This is a genomic window from Cupriavidus sp. 30B13 (assembly GCF_049059565.2).
Lineage (GTDB): Bacteria > Pseudomonadota > Gammaproteobacteria > Burkholderiales > Burkholderiaceae > Cupriavidus.
Map to the genome: position 1 here is coordinate 1,207,589 of NZ_CP188224.1, position 20,222 is coordinate 1,227,810.

2 protein-coding genes are annotated in these 20,222 nt (G+C 73.4%); both read right to left on the reverse strand.

The genetic code is table 11. The annotated features are described in order from the left end of the window. Window positions 1–206: 206 nt before the first annotated feature. Entirely contained in the window at window positions 207–12,197 is an 11,991-nt protein-coding gene (locus ACKI2N_RS24655) for an amino acid adenylation domain-containing protein (RefSeq protein ID WP_420997409.1), read from the reverse strand. Continuing rightward, window positions 12,198–20,204: an amino acid adenylation domain-containing protein gene (locus ACKI2N_RS24660; RefSeq protein ID WP_420997411.1), complete on the reverse strand. Its 8,007-nt coding sequence runs from the start codon at window positions 20,202–20,204 to the stop codon at window positions 12,198–12,200. Between the last annotated feature and the right edge of the window lie 18 nt (window positions 20,205–20,222).

Consider the following 20,222-nt stretch of genomic DNA (forward strand, 5'->3'; position numbering starts at 1 on the left):
CGGCGCGGCTTGCGGGCGGTCCTTGGAGTTCCGTGGTGGCCGCGATTTGGCGTGGGGGGAGCCGGTGCGGCCCGCCTCGATGGCACCGGCCGCGCATGCGAGGCATGGCGGCCGGGCCGGCGGCGCCGTGGCGCCTGGCGGTTTTATGTCGTGCGTAATTCTAAATGCAAATCGTTAACATTCGCATCTAGAATTTCATCGAGGCACTACTCCATGAGCAGGGTTGTGGTTTGCATGCCATCGCCATCGCCATCGCCATCGCCATCGCCATCGCCATCGCCGTGGACGCGGCGGGCCGGCTGCGGGCCGCCGCCCAGCGCGGCCAGCGCCTCGGCCACGCGGGCATCGCGCACGATGGCGTGATGGTCCACGCCGTCCAGCACGGCCTCGCGCAGCGGCGCGCCCTGCCATTGCGCCAGCCGCGCGGCGGCATCGGCGCGCCCGGCCCGCCACCACACCGCCAGCGGCGTGCGCACCGGCGGCAGCGCGCGCAGCGCCCCGGCCAGCGTGCCCAGGTGGTGGGCCGCCACGAACATCTGCGCCAGCTCGTCGGCGCCCAGCGCCTGCCGCTGCGCCGGCGCACCGGCCAGCAGCGGCGCCAGCAGGGCGCGCACGGCCGCGGCGTCCGGCTCCGCATCCAAGCCCGCCGGCACCCGCAGCGGCGGCGCGTGCGGCAGCATGCGCCGGGCAAAATCGGCCAATGCGGCCTGCCAGCGCGGCGCGGTTTCCCCCGTTTCGGCCTGCGCAGCCCTGGCCTGCACTGCCTCGGGCTGCGGCACGAACGGATCGATCAGCGCCAGCCACTCCACCTGCTGGCCCTGCGCCTCCAGCTCGCGCGCCATCAGCGTGGCCAGCGTGGCGCCCAGCGACCAGCCCAGCAGCAGGTACGGCCCCTGCGGCCGCGCCGCGCGCAGCTCGCGCACGTAGTCGCGCGCCATCGATGCCAGCGAGGCATCGCGCCAGCCCGCGTCCAGCAGCATGCGCGACTGCAGGCCATAGACGGCGCGCTCGCCGCCGAGGCGGCGCGCGATCTGGTCGTAGTCGAACAGCGTGCCCAGCGCCGCGTGGACGCAGCACAGCGGCGCCGGCGCGGCGCCGGCCGGGCCTGGCGCCAGCACGCGCAGCGCGGCCGGCGGCGTGGCGGCGGACACCGGCGCCGCGGCGTCCGGCAGCAACTGGCCGATGGTGGGCGTGCGCATCAGGTCGCGCAGCTTCAGCGCCAGCCCCAGCGCCTGGTTGGCGCGCACGCGCGAAATCACCTTGAGGCTCAGCAGCGAATCGCCGCCGAGCTCGAAGAAATGGTCGTCCAGGCCGACCCGCTCCACGCCCAGCACTTCCTGCCACACCTGCGCCAGCCAGCGCTGCGCCTCGGTGCGCGGCGCCACGTAGGGCCGCGCGCCCTCGGCGGCGGGCGCGGGCAGGGCGCGGCGGTCTAGCTTGCCGTTGGGGGTGAGCGGCAGCGCGGCGAGCACGACGAAGGCGGCCGGGACCATGTAGTCGGGCAACTGCGCGGCCAGCGCGGCGCGCAGCGCGGCTACGTCGATGACTTCGCCTTCGCCCGGCACGACGTAGGCCGCCAGCCTTGCCCCGGTCGGGCCATCGACCGCAATCACGGCGGCATTGGCCACGCCATCGTGGGCGAGCAAGCGCGCCTCGATCTCGCCCGGCTCGATGCGGAAGCCGCGGATCTTGAGCTGCTGGTCGATGCGTCCCAGGTATTCGAGCTGCCCGTCAGGCAGCCAGCGCGCGAGGTCGCCGCTGCGGTAGAGGCGCGCGCCGTCAGCGGAGAACGGATCGGGGACGAAGCGCTCGGCGGTCAGGCCGGGCCGGTTCAGGTAGCCGCGTGCCAGGCCGTCACCGCCGATATACAACTCGCCGGCCACGCCCGGCGGCACGAGATTGAGCTCGGCGTCGAGCAGGTAGGCGCAGCGCGCGCCGACCGGCCGGCCGATTGGGGCGTAGGTGCCGGCGAAGTCGGCTTCCGGGCTCTCTGCCCGCACCTTCCACACCATCGGCGTGACCACCGTTTCGGTGGGGCCATAACCGTTGATGAAGGTGCGCGGCGCCAGCGCGCGGCGCGCCAGCTCGAAGGCCGGGCGCGGCATCGCCTCGCCACCGAAGGAGTAGAGGGAAACCTCGGGCCGCTGGCCGCTCTGCGCGCACCATTCGGCCAGTTGCTTCAGGTAGGCGGGCGGGAAGCCGGCGTTGGTCACGCGATGGCTGATCAGTGCCTCGCAGGTCTGCTCGGGCGTCCATAGCGCATCGTCGCGCAGGACCAGCGCTCCGCCGCAGGCGAGTGCGCACAGCCAGCGTTCGTGCGCGCCGTCGAACGCGAAGGAGAGGAAATGCAGCTCGCGCGAATGGGTCCCCATCTCGTAGGCGTCGACGGTGGCGGCCACATGCATGGCAAGCGGCCCGTGGGAGACGCACACGCCCTTGGGCTGGCCGGTGGAGCCGGAGGTGTAGATGAGGTAGGCGAGCTGGTCCGGATGCACCGGTTGTTCGGGCAGCGCGGGGATATCCTCGGGCACCATGTCGAGCGTCAGCACCGGCAGCGAGGCGGGCGCGGGCAGCGTGTCGAGCAGCGTCGCTTCGGTGATCAGCAGCGCAATCGCGCTGTCGCCGAACAGGTAAGCCAGGCGCTCGGCCGGGTAAGCCGGATCGAACGGCACATAAGCCGCGCCGCTGCGCATGACGGCGAGCAGCGCGACGACGATGTCGGGCGAGCGGGACAGGGCGATGCCGACGCGGCTCTCGGCGCCGATGCCGCGCGCATGGAGGACGGCGGCGAGGCGGTCGGCGCGGTCGAGCAGTTCGCCGTAGCGCAGGGTCCGTGCGCCGCAGATCACGGCGATGGCGTCGGGCCGCGCGGCGGCATGGCGGGCGATGCGCTGGTGGGCGGCGAGGCCGCTGGCCGGCGGCGCCGCGCCCTGGCCCAGCGCCAGCAGCGCGGCGCGCTCGCCGGCGTCGAGCAGGCCCAGCGCGCCCACCGCCTGCTCCGGCCGCGTGCTGATGGCCTCCAGCAGCGCCAGCAACTGCGCGCGGATGCGCTCGACCTGCGCCGCGTCGAAGGCGCGCCGCATATAGGTGAAGCCCAGCCGCAGCGTCTGCCGCAGGCTTACCTCCACGTCCATCTCGTATTCGGTCAGGCCGGTGCTGGCGCGCGTCTCGATGGCCAGGCCGCTGCGCGCGGCCGGGGCCAGCGCGTCTTCCAGCGGGAAGTTCTCGAACACCAGGATGCTGTCGAACAGCCGCTGCCCGGGCTGGCCGCCCCAGCGCTGGATGTCGGACAGGGGCGTGTGCTCGTGCTCGCGCGCGGCCAGGTTGAAGCCCTGCAGCTCGCGCAGCCAGTCGCCCACGGCCTGCTGCGGGCGCGGCGCGGCGATCACCGGCAGGGTGTTGATGAACAGCCCCAGCATCTGCTGCGAGCCCGGCAACTGCGCCGGGCGCCCGGCCACGGTGGCGCCGAAGGCCACGCGGCGCTGGCCCGTATAGCGCTGCAACAGCAGCAGCCACGCGGCCTGCACCAGGGTGTTGACGGTGACCTTCTGCGCGCGCGCGAAGGCCGCCAGCCGCGCCGTCTGCGCCGCGTCGCATTCATGCTGCAGCAGGCCGTAGCCGCCGGCGCCGCGCGCCGGGGCAGGCACGGCCTGGGCCAGCCGCGTCGGCGTATCGAAGCCGCGCAGCTGCGCGCTCCAGAACGCCTGCGCCGCGCCGGCATCGCGGCCTTGCAGCCAGCCGATGTAGTCGGCAAAGCGGCCGGCGGCGGCGGGCACCGCCTCGCCGGCATAGTGGCGCAGCACCTCGCCCAGCAGTTGCGCGGTGCTCCAGCCGTCGAGCAGCAGGTGGTGCACGGTCCAGACCAGGTGATGGCGGCGCGCGCCGGTGCGGATCAGCGCCAGGCGCATCAGCGGCGCGCGCTCGAGGTCGAAGCCGCGCGCCAGGTCGCCGGCGGCGAAGCGGTCGAGCGCCTGTTCGCGGTCGGCGTCGGCGCGCGCGGACCAGTCCTCGTGCGTCACCGGCAATTCCACTTCGCGCGCCACCCATTGCAGCGGCTGTTCGCCGCGTTGCAGGAAGCCGCTGCGCAGGGTGTCGTGGCGCGCCAGCGCCGCGCGCCAGGCCAGCGCGAAACGATCCGCGTCGAGGCCCTCGATGTCCACCCGCAACTGGTTCACGTAGGCGCCGCCGCCCTCGGCCGCGCCGGCGCTGTGATAGAGCATGCCGGCCTGCATCGGCGAGAGCGGATACAGATCCTCCACCTCGGCGGGCGCCAGCCCCTGCGCCTGCAGCGCATCGAGCTGGTCCTGCCGCAGGCCCGCCAGCGGGAAGTCCTCGCTGCGCAGGTGCGTGCGCGGCGCGGCCGGGCGCGGCGCCGGTTGCGCGCTGGCGGCCGGCATGGCCAGCGGCACCAGCTCCGCCGCCACCGCGGCCAGCGTCTGCCGCTCGAACAATTGCCTGGGCGTCAGCAGCCAGCCGGCGGCGCGCATCCGGGCCACGATCTGCAGGCTCAGGATGGAATCGCCGCCCAGCTCGAAGAAATTGTCGGCGCGGCCCACGCGCGCCACCTTCAGCACCTGCGCCCAGGCCCCGGCCAGCTGCGTCTCGGCGGCGCCGGCGGGCGCTTCGAAGGCGGCGCTGCCGGCAAACGCCGGCGACGGCAGCGCGCGCCGGTCCAGCTTGCCGTTGGCGCTGACCGGCATCGCCTCCAGCACCAGCAGCGCGCCCGGCACCATGTAGTCCGGCAGCGCTTGCGCCAGCCACGCGCGCAGCGCGGCCGCGTCGGGGCTGGCGCCGGCGGCGCCCACCACATAGGCGGCCAGCCGCGCCGGGCCGTCGCCGGCCGGTGCCACCACCACCGCCTCGCGCACGCTCGGGTGGGCCAGCAGGCGCGCCTCGATCTCGCCCAGTTCGATGCGCAGGCCGCGGATCTTGACCTGGTGGTCCAGCCGCCCCAGGTATTCGATCTGCCCGTCCGCGCGGCGGCGCGCCAGGTCGCCGGTGCGGTACAGGCGCGCGCCCGCCGCGCCGTGCGGATCGGCGACGAAGCGCTCGGCGGTGAGCGCGGCGCGGCCCAGGTAGCCGCGCGCCAGGCCCGCGCCGCCCAGGTACAGCTCGCCGGCCACGCCGTCGGGCAGCGGCTGCAGCGCGCCGTCCAGCACGTGCGCGCTGACGTTGGCGATGGGGCTGCCGATCGGCACCGCGCCGCCGCCGTCGTCGCGGCAGGTCCAGTGCGTGACGTCGATGGCCGCCTCGGTGGGCCCGTACAGGTTGTGCAGGCCGGCATGCGGCAGCAGCGCCATGGCGCGCCGCGCCAGCGCGGCCGGCAGCGCCTCGCCGCTGCACACGATATGGCGCAGCGTGGCGCACGAGTCCGCCACCTCGTCGTGGGCGACGAAGGCCTGCAGCATGGACGGCACGAAGTGCAGCGTGGTCACGCCGTGGCGCGCGATCAGCGCGGCGATGCGCGCCGGGTCGCGATGGTCGCCGGGCGCGGCCAGCACCAGCCGCGCGCCGGCCATCAGCGGCCAGAAGAACTCCCACACCGAGACGTCGAAGCTGAACGGCGTCTTCTGCAGCACCGTGTCTTGCGCGCCGAGGCCGTACTGCGCCTGCATCCACCACAGCCGGTTGTGCAGCGCGCCGTGGCAGTTGCCCACGCCCTTGGGGCGGCCGGTGGAACCCGAGGTGTAGATCACGTAGGCCAGGTGGCCGGGCGATAGCGCCGGCGCCGGGTCGTGGTCTTCGCCATCCGCATCCTGCACGGGCCGGGTCAGGTCGATGACCTCGACCGCGCGCGGCAGCGGCGGCAGCGCGTCGGCGCGCTGCGCGAGCAGCAGCGACACGCCGCTGTCGCCGATCATGTAACCGAGCCGCTCGGCCGGGTAATCGGGGTCGAACGGCACGTAGGCGCCGCCGGCCTTGAGGATGGCGAGCAGCGCGACGACCATTTCCACGGAGCGCTCGGCCAGCACGCCGACCGGCACGTCGGGCCCCACGCCGCGCGCGATCAGCCGGTGCGCGAGGCGGTTGGCGCGGCGGTTCAGTTCCGCATAGTCAAGCTGCCGCTCGCCGCAGACCAGCGCAACGGCGTCCGGGCGAGACGCGGCGCGCGCCTCGAACAGGCGGTGCACCGGCACCGGCGCCGGATAAGGCTGCGGGTTGCAGCCGAGCGCCAGCAGCGCGGGCCGCTCCGCCGGCGCCACCAGCGCGATCTCGCCCAGCGGCCGCGCCGCGTCCTCGCTCATCTGCGCCATCACGGCAAGCAGCGCGCGCGCCAGGTCGGCGGCATGCGGCTCGCCCAGCAAGGCGCGGTCGAAGCGGCAGGTCAGGCGCAGCGTATCGGTGTGGGCGAGCACCAGCGTGAGCGGGTAATTGGTCTCGGCGCGGTTGCGCACGTCGGAGAAGGCCAGCCCGCCCGGCGCGCGGCGCAGCGCCGCATCCACCGGGTAGTTCTCGAAGACGAGGATGGCGTCGAACAGGGCCTGCCCACCCTGGCCGGCCCAGCGCTGGATTTCATAGAGCGGGGTGTGCTCGTGTTCGCGCGTGGCGAGGTTGAGCGCCTGCACCTCGCGCAGCCAGTCGCCGACGGCCTGTTCGGGGCGCGGTGTGGCAATCACCGGTAGCGTGTTGATGAACAGGCCCAGCATCTGCTGCGAGCCGGGCAGGTCCGCGGGGCGCCCGGCGACGGTGGCGCCGAAGGCCACGCAGTCCTGGCCGGTATAGCGTTGCAGCAGCAACAGCCACGCGGCCTGCACGAGCGTGTTGAGCGTGACCTTCTGCGCGCGGGCGAACGCTGCCAGCGCGGCCGTGCGGCCGGCATCGAGCAGATGATGCTGCTCGGCGTGGCCTTCGCCATGCTCGGGCGCGGGCAGCGCGGCCATCAGGCGGGTTGGCGTATCGAGCGGGGCCAGTTGGGCGGCCCAGAACGCGCGGCTGGCGTCGGCGTCGCGGCCTTGCAGCCAGCCGATGTAGTCGGCGAAGCGGCCGCCGGTGGCTGGCAGGGTTTCTCCGGCGTAGTGGCGCAGCACTTCGCCTAACAGTTGAGAGGTGCTCCAGCCATCGAGCAGCAGATGGTGGACGGTCCAGAGCAGGTGATGGCGGTTGGCGCCGGTGCGGATCAGCGCCACGCGCATCAGCGGCGGGCGCTCGAGGTCGAAGCCCTGCGCAAGCTGGCTATCGGCCAGCGCATCGAGCGCGCCGGCGATCTGCGCCGGCTCCCGCTCCGACCAGTCCTCCATGACGACCGGCAGCGTGACATTACGCGCCACCCACTGCAACGGCTGCTCGCCACGGTGCAGGAAACCGCAGCGCAGGCTGTCGTGGCGCGCGAGCGCGGCGTGCCAGGCGGCGGCGAAGCGCGTGGCATCGAGGCCGTCGATGTCGACGCGCAACTGGTTGGTGTAGGCGCTGGCGGCAGGCGCATAGACGCTGTGGAACAGCATGCCGGCCTGCATCGGCGAGAGCGGATAGAGGTCCTGGACCTGCGCCGGATCGAGACCGAGGCCATCAAGCTGCGCCTGCGACAGCTTTGCCAACGGGAAGTCGGACGGCGTGAAGCCGGCAGCGTGCTCCGACGTGCAATGCGCGATGAGGGCAAGCAGTTCCACGCGGTAGTCCTCGGCCAGCCGCTGCACGGTGGCATGCCGGTGCCGCGTGCGGCTGAAGGCGAACGCGAGCTTCAACTGCCCGCCGGAGACCTGTCCGCTGACCGACAAGGGATGCGACAGCGGCGTTCGGGGGTCCTGGTTGGCACCGGTCTCGCCAGCGCCCGGGCGCCAGGGGGCATTGCCGGCCAGGCTGGCATCGAACTGGCCGAGGTAGTTGAAGACCACCTCGGGCCTGGGCAGCGCGGCGATGGCGGCTTGCTGCTCGATGGTGCCGAAGCGGCGCAGCAGGCCGAAGCCGATGCCCTCGCCGGGCACGGCGCGCAGTTGTTCCTTGACAGCCTTGATGGCGTCCGGCAGGTCGCCGGCGCCGTCGAGGGCGACAGGGAACAGCGTGGTAAACCAGCCGACGGTGCGGCTCAGGTCGAGCGCGTCGTCGACACCGGCCACGCGGCCGTGGCTTTCGAGGTCGATCAGTACCCGGGCCTTGCCGCTCCAGCGGGCCAGCACGCGCGCGAGCGCGGTGAGGAGCAGGTCGTTGATGCGGGTGCGGTAGGCGGCGGGCGCGCGCTGGAGCAGGGCCTGGGTGGCGTCGGCGGGCAGTGTCAGCGTGATGCTGTCGCGTTCGGCGACGGTGAGCGGGCCGGTGGGATCGTCGCAAGGCAGCGCAGCGGCCGTATCCGACAATGCTTGCCAATGCGGCAGCTCATCCACACGAGAAGCGGCGTTGCGGCGTAGCGCTTCGGACCAGCGCTGATAGGAAGCCGTGCGTGCGGGCAAAGCGGCAGGCTGACCGGAGCGGCGCTGCTGGTAAGCAGCCAGCAAATCCTCGATCACGATGCGCCAGGACACGCCATCGACCACGAGATGGTGGATCACCAGCAGCAGTTGCCATTGCCCCGCCTGGCCTTGCAGCGCGACGGCGCGCAACAGCGGTCCATGCGCAAGATCGAGGCTGCGCTGCGCGGCCTCGCAGTGGCCGATACGTTCGTCCTCGTCGGAGAAGGCGCGCATCCACAGCAGGTCCGATGCCGTTTCCGTGTCCGCATAAGCCTGGACCCAGCTGCCATCCGCCTGTGAAAACCGCAGCCGCAGCGCATCGTGGTGCGCCACCAGATCGCCCAGCGCCAGCGCCAGCGCCGCCGTATCGAGCGCCTCGCGGCAATCGAGCAATACCGACTGGTTCCAGTGACGGCGCACCGGCATCGGCGTGTCGAAGAACGCGGCCTGGATCGGCAGCAGCGGCACGGCGCCGGCCGGCACCGCTTCCTCGGCTGCCACATCGCGCGGCAGCGGCTGCGCCACGGTGGCGAGTTCGGCCAGCGTCTGCCGCTCGAACAACTGGCGCGGCGTGAGCAGCCAGCCGGCGGCGCGGGCACGCGCGACGATCTGCAGGCTGAGGATGGAGTCGCCGCCGAGCTCGAAGAAGTTGTCGGCGCGGCCCACGCGCGGCAGGCCGAGCACGTCGGCCCAGATGGCGGCAAGCGCTGTTTCCGCTTCACCTTCGGGTGCAACGAATGCCTGCGTGCCGGCGAATTCGGGTGCGGGCAGCGCATGGCGGTCGAGCTTGCCGTTGGGCGTGAGCGGCAGCGCGGCGAGCACGATGAAGGCAGCCGGGACCATGTAGTCGGGCAATTGCGCGGCCAGCGCGGCGCGCAACGACGCTACGTCGATGGCGCTCCCTTCGGCCGGCACCACGTAGGCCGCCAGCCTTGCCCCGGTCGGGCCATCGACCGCAATCACGGCGGCATTGGCCACGCCATCGTGGGCGAGCAAGCGCGCCTCGATCTCGCCCGGCTCGATGCGGAAGCCGCGGATCTTGAGCTGCTGGTCGATGCGGCCCAGGTATTCGAGCTGCCCGTCAGGCAGCCAGCGCGCGAGATCGCCGCTGCGGTAGAGGCGCGCGCCGCTGTCCGAGAACGGATCGGGGACGAAGCGCTCGGCGGTCAGGCCGGGCCGGTTCAGGTAGCCGCGCGCGAGGCCGTCGCCGCCGATATACAGCTCCCCCGCCACGCCCGGCGGCACGAGATTGAGCTCGGCGTCGAGCAGGTAGGCGCAGCGCGCGCCGACCGGGCGGCCGATTGGGGCGTAGGTGCCGGCGAAGTCGGCTTCCGGGCTGTCGGCTCGCACCTTCCACACCATCGGCGTGACCACCGTTTCGGTGGGGCCATAACCGTTGATGAAGGTGCGCGGCGCCAGCGCGCGGCGCGCCAGCTCGAAGGCCGGACGCGGCATCGCCTCGCCACCGAAGGAGTAGAGCGAGACCTCGGGCCGCTGGCCGCTCTGCGCGCACCACTCGGCGAGCTGCTTCAGATAAGCGGGCGGGAAGCCGGCGTTGGTGACGCGATGGCGGATCAGCACTTCGCAGGTCTGCTCGGGCGTCCATAGCGCATCGTCGCGCAACACCAGCGCTCCGCCGCAGGCGAGCGCGCACAGCCAGCGCTCGTGCGCGCCGTCGAACGCGAAAGACAGGAAATGCAGCTCGCGCGAATGGGCGCCCATCTCGTAAGCGTCGACGGTGGCGGCCACATGCATGGCGAGCGGCCCGTGGGAGACGCACACGCCCTTGGGCTGGCCGGTGGAGCCGGAGGTGTAGATGAGATACGCGAGCTGGTCCGGATGCACCGGTTGTTCGGGCAGCGCGGGGATATCCTCGGGCACCATGTCGAGCGTCAGCACCGGCAGCGAGGCGGGCGCGGGCAGCGTGTCGAGCAAGGCCGCTTCGGTGATCAGCAGCGCGATCGCGCTGTCGCCGAACAGGTAAGCCAGGCGCTCCGAAGGGTAAGCCGGATCGAACGGTACGTAAGCCGCGCCGCTGCGCATGACGGCGAGCAGCGCGACGACGATGTCGGGCGATCGGGACAGCGCGATGCCGACGCGGCTCTCGGCGCCGATGCCGCGCGCATGGAGGACGGCGGCGAGGCGGTCTGCGCGGTGGAGCAGTTCGCCGTAGCGCAGGGTGCGGGTGCCGCAGATCACGGCGGTGGCGTCGGGCCGCGCGGCGGCATGGCGGGCGATGCGCTGGTGGGCGGCGAGGCCGTCGGCCGGCGGCGCCGCGCCCTGGCCCAGCGCCAGCAACGCGGCGCGCTCGCCGGCATCGAGCAGTGCCACCGCGTCCAGCGCCACCTCGGGCGCCTGCGCCAGTTGCCGCAGCAGCCGCAGGTAGTGCGCGCCGAGCCGGGCCACGGTGGCGGCGTCGAACAGTTCGGCGGCGTAGTGGAAGCAGGCGCTGATATGCCCGTCGGGGCTTTCGCGCGTGTCCAGCGTCAGTTCCAGCGCGGTGCTGCGCGCGCCGATGGGCGCGGTCTCCAGCACCAGCCCGGGCAGTTCCGCCAGCGCGGCGCGGTCGCTGCGGCGGTGGTTGTGCACCACCTGGAACAGCGGGTTGTAGCTCATGCTGCGCTCGGGCTGCAGCGCCTCCACCAGTTGCTCGAACGGCAGGTCCTGGTGCGCCTGCGCGCCCAGCACGGCGGCGCGCGCCTGCTCCAGCGCGGCGGCCAGCGGCTGGCGGCCGTCCAGGCGGGCGCGCACGACCTGGGTGTTGACGAACAGGCCCACCACGCCCTCGGTCTCGATGCGGTTGCGGTTGGCCACCGGCACGCCCACGCACAGGTCGCGGCTGCCGGCGTGGCAGTAGAGCAGGGCCTGGAAGCCGGCCAGCAGCGCCATGAACAGCGTGGCGCCATGCGCGCGCGCCCGCTCGCGCAAAGCCTGCGCCAGCGCGTCGGGGATCGCGATGTCGTGGCGGTGCGCCTGGTAGACGGCGGCGGCCGGACGCGGGCGGTCGGTGGGCAGCGCCAGCACGGCGGGCGCATCGGCCAGCTGCGCGCGCCAGTAGGCCAGTTGCCGCTCCTGCTCGCCGGCTTCGAGCCAGTTGCGCTGCCACACGGCATAGTCGGCATAGCCGACCGGCAGCGCCGGCAGGCTGACGGCGTCGCCCAGCAGGTGCGCGCGGTAGCAGGCCGCCAGCTCGTCGATCAGCAACTGCATCGACCAGCCGTCCGAGACGATGTGGTGCATCACCAGCAGCAGCCGGTGCTCCTCCTCGCCCAGCCGCAGCAGGCGCACGCGCAGCAGCGGCGCGGTGCCCAGGTCGAAGGGCTGGGTGGCCAGTTCGGCGGCGATGGCGTCGGCGCGCGCGGCGCGGGCCTGCGGCGTGGCCTCGGCCGCGCTGCCCCGGTACAGGTCCAGCAGCGGCATGGCCAGCGCGGCGGCGGGCAGCACGCGCTGGCGCGCCGCGCCGGCGGCATCGGTCACGAAGGCGGTGCGCAGCGCGGCGTGGCGCCGCGCCAGCGTGGCGAAGGCCGCGTCCAGCGCCGCCACGTCGAGGCGGCCGCGCAGGCTGACGCCGCTGCTGATGTGGTAGGCCGCGCTGTCCGGCTCGAACTGGTGCAGGAACCACTGGCGCTGCTGGGCGTAGGACAGCGGCGAGTCGACGGCGGCATCCGTGTCGGCCGGCCGCGCGGCGGGAATCGGCAACTGAGAAAACGCGATGCCCTGCCCGGCCATCTTGTCCAGGAACGCGCGGCGCTGCGCCGGCGCCAGCGTGGCAAAGCGCGCGGCCAGGCGGGCCGCGGTGTTGGCTTCGATCATTCAGACTGCCTCCAGGGTATTGGCGAACGCTTCCAGTTCCAGCAGCGCGCTTTCGTCGGCGTGGCGGGACTGGCCGGCCAGCGCGGCGGCCAGCTCGGCCAGCGTGGCGGCGCCGAACAGCAGGTGCAGCGGCGCATCGATGCGCAGTTCGCCTTGGATTCGGGATAGCAACTGCACGGCCAGCAGGGAGTGGCCGCCCAGCGCGAAGAAGTTGTCGTGGCGGCCCACGCGCGGCAGGTCCAGCAGTTCGCGCCAGATCGCCGCCAGCCGCGTTTCCAGCTCGCCTTGCGGCGCCTGCGCGGCTGCATCGGCTGCATCGGCTGTATTGGCTGTATTGGCGGCGCCGGCGCCGGCCCCCGGCAGCGCGCGCCGGTCCAGCTTGCCGTTGGCGGTGAGCGGCAGCGCGTCCAGCATCACGATGGCGGCCGGCACCATGTGCGCGGGCAGCGCGGCGGCCAGCGCCTGCCGCAGCGCGGCGGGCGCCGGCGCGTGGCCGGCCGCGGCGACGGCGTAGGCGACCAGTTGCCGCGCGCCGCCGGTCGCGCCTGTTCCGCCGCTCCCGCCGGCCGCGGCGGGCTCCGCCACCACCACGGCCTGCCCCACGCCCGGCAGCGCGCGCAGCCGCGCGGCGATCTCGCCGGGCTCCACGCGGAAGCCGCGGATCTTGACCTGGTCGTCGATGCGGCCCAGGTATTCCAGCACGCCGCCGGCGCCGCGCCGCACGCGGTCGCCGCTGCGGTACAGGCGCGCGCCGCCGTCCGAGAACGGATCGGGCACGAAGCGCCCGGCGGTGAGCGCGGCGCGGCCCAGGTAGCCGCGCGCCAGGCCCGCGCCGCCCAGGTACAGCTCGCCGGCCACGCCGTCGGGCAGCGGCTGCAGCGCGCCGTCCAGCACGTAGGCCGTGGCGTTGGCCAGCGGCGTGCCGAGCGGCAGGCCCGGTGCCTGCGCGCGCCCGGCCGGCGCGCTGCCGGCCACGTGCAGCAGCACGCCCACGGTGCTCTCGGTGGGGCCGTAGTGGTTGACCAGCCGGCACTGCGGGCGCGCCGCGTGCAGGCGCGCCCGCAGCGCGGCGCCGGTGGCCTCGCCGCCCAGCAGCAGCGTGTGGGCCGGCAGCACGTCGGCCGGGCTGGCGCCCGCGGCGGCGGCGCCGTCCAGCAGCGCTTGCAGGTGGCTGGGCACGATCTTCAGCACGTCGATGCGGTGGCCGGCCATGTAGCGCGCGAAGGCGGCGGCGTCGAACACGCAGCGGCGCGGCGGCAGGTGCAGCGCGGCCCCGCTGGCCAGCGCGCCGAACAGCACGGTGTGGCCGAGGTCGGCCGCCGGGGTCGACACCATCGCCATGCGCAGCCCGGGCGGCAGCGCGAGTTGCGCCAGCACGCCATGCAGGTAGTTGCCGAGCGCACGGTGGGAAATGCCCACGCCCTTGGGCTGGCCGGTGGAGCCGGAGGTGTAGATCACGTAGGCCAGGTGGTCGGCCAAGAGCGCCGGCGCCGGGTCGTGGTCTGCGCCGTCCGCATCCTGCACGGGCCGGGTCAGGTCGATGACCTCGACCGCGCGCGGCAGCGGCGGCAGCGCGTCGGCGCGTTGCGCCAGCAGCAGGGCCACGCCGCTGTCGCCGATCATGTAGCCGAGCCGCTCGGCCGGATAGTCCGGGTCGAACGGCACGTAGGCGCCGCCGGCCTTGAGGATGGCGAGCAGCGCGACGACCATTTCCACGGAGCGCTCGGCCAGCACGCCGACCGGCACGTCGGGCCCCACGCCGCGCGCGATCAGCCGGTGCGCGAGGCGGTTGGCGCGGCGGTTCAGCCCGGCGTAGGTGACCGCCTGGCCGTCGGCCTCCAGCGCGATGGCATCCGGCTGCCCGGCGGCGTGCGCCTCGAACAGGCGATGCACCGGCGCGAGCGCCGGGCAAGCCTGCGGGTTGCGTCCCGACGCCAGCAGGCGGGCCTGCCGGTCTTGCGGCACCGGCGCGAGTTGTCCGAGCGGGCGGGCGCCGTCCTCGCTCATCTGCGCCATCAGCGCAAACAGGCTCTGCGCCAGCCTCTGCGCATGCGGCTCGCCGAGCCTGGCGCGGTCGAAGCGGCAGGTCAGGCGCAGGGTGTCGGTGTGGGCGAGCACCAGCGTGAGCGGGTAGTTGGTTTCGGCGCGGTTGCGCACGTCGGAGAAGGCCAATCCGCCCGGCGCGCGGCGCAGCGCGGCATCCACCGGGTAGTTCTCGAAGACGAGGATGGCATCGAACAGCGCCTGCCCGCCCTGGCCAGCCCAGCGCTGGATTTCATAGAGCGGGGTGTGCTCGTGCTCGCGCGTGGCGAGGTTGAGCGCCTGCACCTCGCGCAGCCAGTCGCCGACGGCTTGCTCGGGGCGCGGCGTGGCGATGACGGGCAGCGTATTGATGAACAGCCCCAGCATCTGTTGCGAGCCGGGCAGGTCCGCGGGGCGCCCGGCGACGGTGGCGCCGAAGGCCACGCAGTCTTGCCCGGTATAGCGCTGCAGCAGCAACAGCCACGCGGCCTGCACGAGCGTGTTGAGCGTGACCTTCTGCGCGCGGGCAAACGCTGCCAGCGCGGCGGTGCGGCCGGCATCGAGCAGATGATGCTGCTCGGCGTGGCCTTTGCCATGCTCGGGCGCGGGCAGCGCGGCCATCAGACGCGTCGGCGTATCGAGGGGCGCCAGTTGCGCGGCCCAGAAGGCGCGGCTGGCGTCGGCGTCGCGGCCTTGCAGCCAGCCGATGTAGTCGGCGAAGCGGCCGCCGGTGGCGGGCAGGGTTTCTCCGGCGTAGTGGCGCAGCACTTCGCCGAGCAGCTGGGATGTGCTCCAGCCGTCGAGCAGCAGGTGGTGGACGGTCCAGAGCAGGTGATGGCGGTTGGCGCCGGTGCGGATCAGCGCCACGCGCATCAGCGGCGGGCGTTCGAGGTCGAAGCCTTGGGCCAGTTGATCGGCCGCAAGCTGGTCGAGATCGTGCTGGCATTGAGCAGCGTCGCGCTCCGACCAGTCCTCCACGACGACCGGCAGCGTGACATGGCGCGCGACCCATTGCAATGGCTGCTCGCCGCGGTGCAGGAAACCGCAGCGCAGGCTGTCGTGGCGCGCGAGCGCGGCGTGCCAGGCGGCGGCGAAGCGCGTGGCATCGAGGCCGTCGATGTCGACGCGCAACTGGTTGATGTAAGCGCTGGCGGCAGGCGCATAGACGCTGTGGAACAGCATGCCGGCCTGCATCGGCGAGAGCGGATAGAGATCCTGCACCTGCGCCGGATCGAGACCTAGGCCGTCAAGCTGCGCCTGCGACAGCCGCGCGAGGGGGAAGTCCGATGGCGTGAAACCGGCGGCTTCGTTCGACGTGCAATGCGCGATGAGGGCAAGCAGTTCCACGCGGTAGTCCTCGGCCAGCCGCTGCACGGTGGCGTGCTTGTGCCGCGCGCGGCTGAAGGCAAAGGACAGACGTAGCTCGCCGCCATGCACCTGCCCGCTGACCGACAGCGGATGCGACAGCGGCGCGCTGGCATCCTGGTTGGCGCCGGCATTGCCGAAAGCCGGCTGCCACGGCGCGCCTTCCGCCAGGCTGGCATCGAACTGGCCGAGGTAGTTGAAGACCACCTCGGGCCTGGGCAGCGCGGCGATGGCGGCTTGCTGCTCGATGGTGCCGAAGCGGCGCAGCAGGCCGAAGCCGATGCCCTCGCCGGGCACGGCGCGCAGTTGTTCCTTGACAGCCTTGATGGCGTCCGGCAGGTCGCCGGCGCCGTCGAGGGCGACAGGGAACAGCGTGGTAAACCAGCCGACGGTGCGGCTCAGGTCGAGCGCGTCGTCGACACCGGCCACGCGGCCGTGGCTTTCGAGGTCGATCAGTACCCGGGCCTTGCCGCTCCAGCGGGCCAGCACGCGCGCGAGCGCGGTGAGGAGCAGGTCGTTGATGCGGGTGCGGTAGGCGGCGGGCGCGCGCTGGAGCAGGGCCTGGGTGGCGTCGGCGGGCAGTGTCAGCGTGATGCTGTCGCGTTCGGCGACGGTGAGCGGGCCGGTGGGATCGTCGCAAGGCAGCGCAGCGGCCGTATCCAACAATGCTTGCCAATGCGGCAGTTCATCCGCACGAGAAGCGGCGTTGCGGCGCAGCGCTTCGGACCAACGTTGATAGGAAGCCGTGCGGGCGGGCAGCGTGACGAACTCACCGGCAACGCGCTGCCGGTAAGCAGCCAGCAGGTCTTCGATCAGGATGCGCCAGGACACGCCATCGACCACGAGATGGTGGATCACCAGCAGCAGTTGCCATTGCCCAGTCTGGCCTTGCAGCGCGACGGCGCGCAACAGCGGTCCGTGCGCAAGATCGAGGCTGCGCTGCGCGGCCTCGCAGTGGCCGATACGTTCGTCCTCGTCGGAGAAGGCGCGCACCCACAGCAAATCCGGCGAGGCCTGGGCGGGCACGTACTGCTGTGTCCACGCGCCGTCCGCCTGCGAAAACCGCAGCCGCAGCGCATCGTGGCGCGCCACCAGATCGCCCAGCGCCAGCGCCAGCGTCGCCGTATCGGGCGCCTCGCGGCAATCGAGCAGCACGGACTGGTTCCAGTGCTCGCGGCGCGCCATCGGCATGGCGAAGAAGTCCGCCTGGATCGGCAGCAGCGGCACGGCGCCGGCCGGCACCGCTTCCTCGGCTGCCGCATCGCGCGGCAGCGGCTGCGCCACGGTGGCGAGCTCGGCCAGCGTCTGCCGCTCGAACAACTGGCGCGGCGTGAGCAGCCAGCCGGCGGCACGGGCACGCGCGACGATCTGCAGGCTGAGGATGGAGTCGCCGCCGAGCTCGAAGAAGTTGTCGGCGCGGCCCACGCGCGGCAGGCCGAGCACGTCGGCCCAGATGGCGGCAAGCGCTGTTTCTACTTCGCCTTCGGGCGCGACGAATGCCTGCGTGCCGCCGAACTCGGGCGCGGGCAGCGCATGGCGGTTGAGCTTGCCGTTGGGCGTGAGCGGCAGCGCGGCGAGAGAAACGAAGGCAGCCGGGACCATGTAGTCGGGCAATTGCGCGGCCAGCGCGGTGCGCAACGACGCTACGTCGATGGCACCGCCTTCCGCTGGCACGACATAGGCAACGAGCCGCGCGCCGGTCGGGCCATCGACCGCAATCACTGCTGCATTGGCGACACCTGCCTGCGCCAGCAAGCGCGCCTCGATCTCGCCCGGCTCGATGCGGAAGCCGCGGATCTTGAGTTGCTGGTCGATGCGCCCCAGGTATTCGAGCTGCCCGTCAGGCAGCCAGCGCGCGAGGTCGCCGCTGCGGTAGAGCCGGGCGCCGTCATCGGAGAACGGATCGGGCACGAAACGCTCGGCGGTCAGGCCGGGCCGGTTCAGGTAGCCGCGCGCGAGGCCGTCGCCGCCGATATACAGCTCCCCCGCCACGCCCGGCGGCACCGGGTTGAGGCTGGCGTCGAGCACGCGCACGCCCAGGTCGGGGATGCATTCGCCGATGGGGCTGCGCGCGCCGTGGCGCGGATCGAGGTCGGCCAGCGCGATGGGGCGGAAGGTCACGTGCACCGTGGTCTCGGTGATGCCGTACATATTGACCAGGCGCGGCGCGGCGTCGCCGAAGCGCGCCAGCCAGGGCCGCAGCGCCTGCGGCTCGAGCGCCTCGCCGCCGAAGATCACGTGGCGCAGCGCGAGCGGCTGCGCGTAGACCTCGGGCTGGGCCAGCAGCGCGCGGAACGCGGACGGGGTCTGGTTGAGCACGGTGACGCGCTCGCGCCGCAGCAGCGCGAGGAAGTCCTGCGGCGCGCGGCTGACCGGGAACGGCACGATCACCAGCTGGCCGCCGTGGCACAGCGCGCCGAAGATTTCCCACACGGAAAAATCGAAGGCGTAGGAGTGGAACAGCGTCCAGACATCGTCATGGCCGAAGCCGAACCAGTCCTGCGTGGCGGCCAGCAGGCGCGACAGGTTGCCGTGCTGCAATTGCGCGCCCTTGGGCCGGCCGGTGGAGCCCGAGGTGTAGATCACGTAGGCGAGGTGGTCGGGCCGAACCGGCACGTCCGGCGCATGTTCGGGCCAGTCCGCGCGCTCCGGTTCGGCGGCGTCGAGCAGCACCACCGGCAGGCCCGCGCGCCGCGGCAGCAGGTCTTGCAGCGCGGGCTGGACGAGCAGCGCGGCGATGCCGCTGTCGTCGAACAGGTAGGCCAGCCGCTCGGCCGGATAGGCGGGGTCGAACGGCACGTAGGCGCCGCCCGCCTTGAGGATGGCCAGCACGCCGACGATCATCTCGGGCGAGCGCTCGGCGGCGATGCCCACGCGCGCTTCCGGGCCCACGCCCAGCGCGATCAGGCGGTGCGCCAGGCGGTTGGCGCGGCGCTCCAGTTCGCCGTAGCTGACGGCGGCGTCGCCATGGCGCAGCGCCACCGCGCCGGGGCGCGCCTCTGCCTGGCGCTGGATCAGGCGGTGCGCGGGCGCGGGACCGGCAAAGCGGCGCCGCGGCCGGCCGGCGGCGTGCTGCATGGCGAGCGCGGCGCGGTCGTCGGCATGGCCATCCGCCTCCAGCAGCGGCGTGGCGGTCAGCGGCAGGTCGGGCGCGCGCACCATGCCGCCGAGCTGGGCGACGTAGTGGCGGGCCAGGCGTTGCGCGGTGGCGGCGTCGAACAGCGCGCTGTCGTATTCCAGGCTTAGGCGGATGGCGTCGGGGTGCGTCTCGACATCGAGGATCAGGTCGAACTTGGCGCCGGTCTGGCGCGCCTCCACGGCCTCGGTGCGCAGGCCGGGCAGCGCGAACGCCTGCGCGCCGGCGCCGGCGCGCAGGTTGAACATGACCTGGAACAGCGGGCTGCGGCCCGCGTCGCGCGGCACCTGCATGCTGTCGAGCAGCACCTCGAATGGCAGCTCGGCATTGGCCAGCGCGCCCAGCGCGTCGGCGCGCACGCGCTCGCACAGCGCGCCGCCGCTGATGCCGGGCTCGGTGCGCGAGCGGTACACGTGGGTGTTGGCGAAGAAGCCCACCACCTCGTCCAGCCCCGGCTCGCCGCGGCCCGCGTGTGGCACGCCGACGGCGAAATCGTGCTGGCCGGCATGGCGCGCCAGCAGCGCCTGCCACGCGGCCAGCATCACCACGAAGGGCGTGCAGCGGCGGGCCACGCAGAACGCGCGCACGGCGCTGGCCAGCGCGGGCGGCAGCGCCATGTCGACGCGCCGCGCGAGGTGCAGGTGGGCCGGCGCGCCGTGCGGCCGGTCGGTGGGCAGCTGCAGCGCGGGAATATGGCTGCCCAGGCTGGCCTGCCACCACGCGCGCTGCGCGTCGAGCGCGCCGCTGGCCAGCCGGTCGCGCTGGCGCCGCGCGTGGGCGGCGAAGGTGGCGGCGGGCGCCGGCAGCCGCACCGCCGCGCCGGCGGCGGCCTGCGCGTAGGCGGTGGCGAGGTCGCGCGCGATCACGGCGTTGGAAACCGCGTCGGAGACAATGTGGTGCAGCGACAGCAGCAGCACGTGCTCGTCCTCGGCGCGCGCCAGCAGGGTGGCGCGCAGCAGCGGCGCGCGCGCCAGGTCGAAGGCGCGCGCGGCCTCGGCGTCGATGCGCTCGGCCAGCGCCTGCGCGCCGGCGGCCAGCGGCTCGTGGCGCAGCGCGAACGGCGGCGCGCTTTCCACCACCTGCAGCGGCGGCTGGCCCGGCGCGCCGGCGGCGGCGAAGCGGGTGCGCAGCGCGGGATGGCGGTCGAGCACGGCGCGCAGCGCGGCGGCCAGCGCGTCGCGGTCGAGCCGGCCATGCAGGCGGAACGCGCGGGTCTGGTTGTAGGCGGTGCTGCCGGGCTCGTATTGCAGCAGGAACCAGAGCCGCTGCTGGGAGAAGGACATCGCGGACATCGCGGACATCGCGGACATCGCGGACATCGAGGACATTGGTGCGGAGGAGGCCGGCTCCGAAGCGACGGCGCACGGCGATGCATCGGCATTGCCGCCGCCATGGCCCAGGCCGGCGGCGGCCTGTTCGGCCTCGTCTTCCAGCAGCAGCGCCAGCAGCGCGGCGTCCTGCTGGCGGGTCGGGGATTGCGTCATGGGGCTGTCCTGTACGGT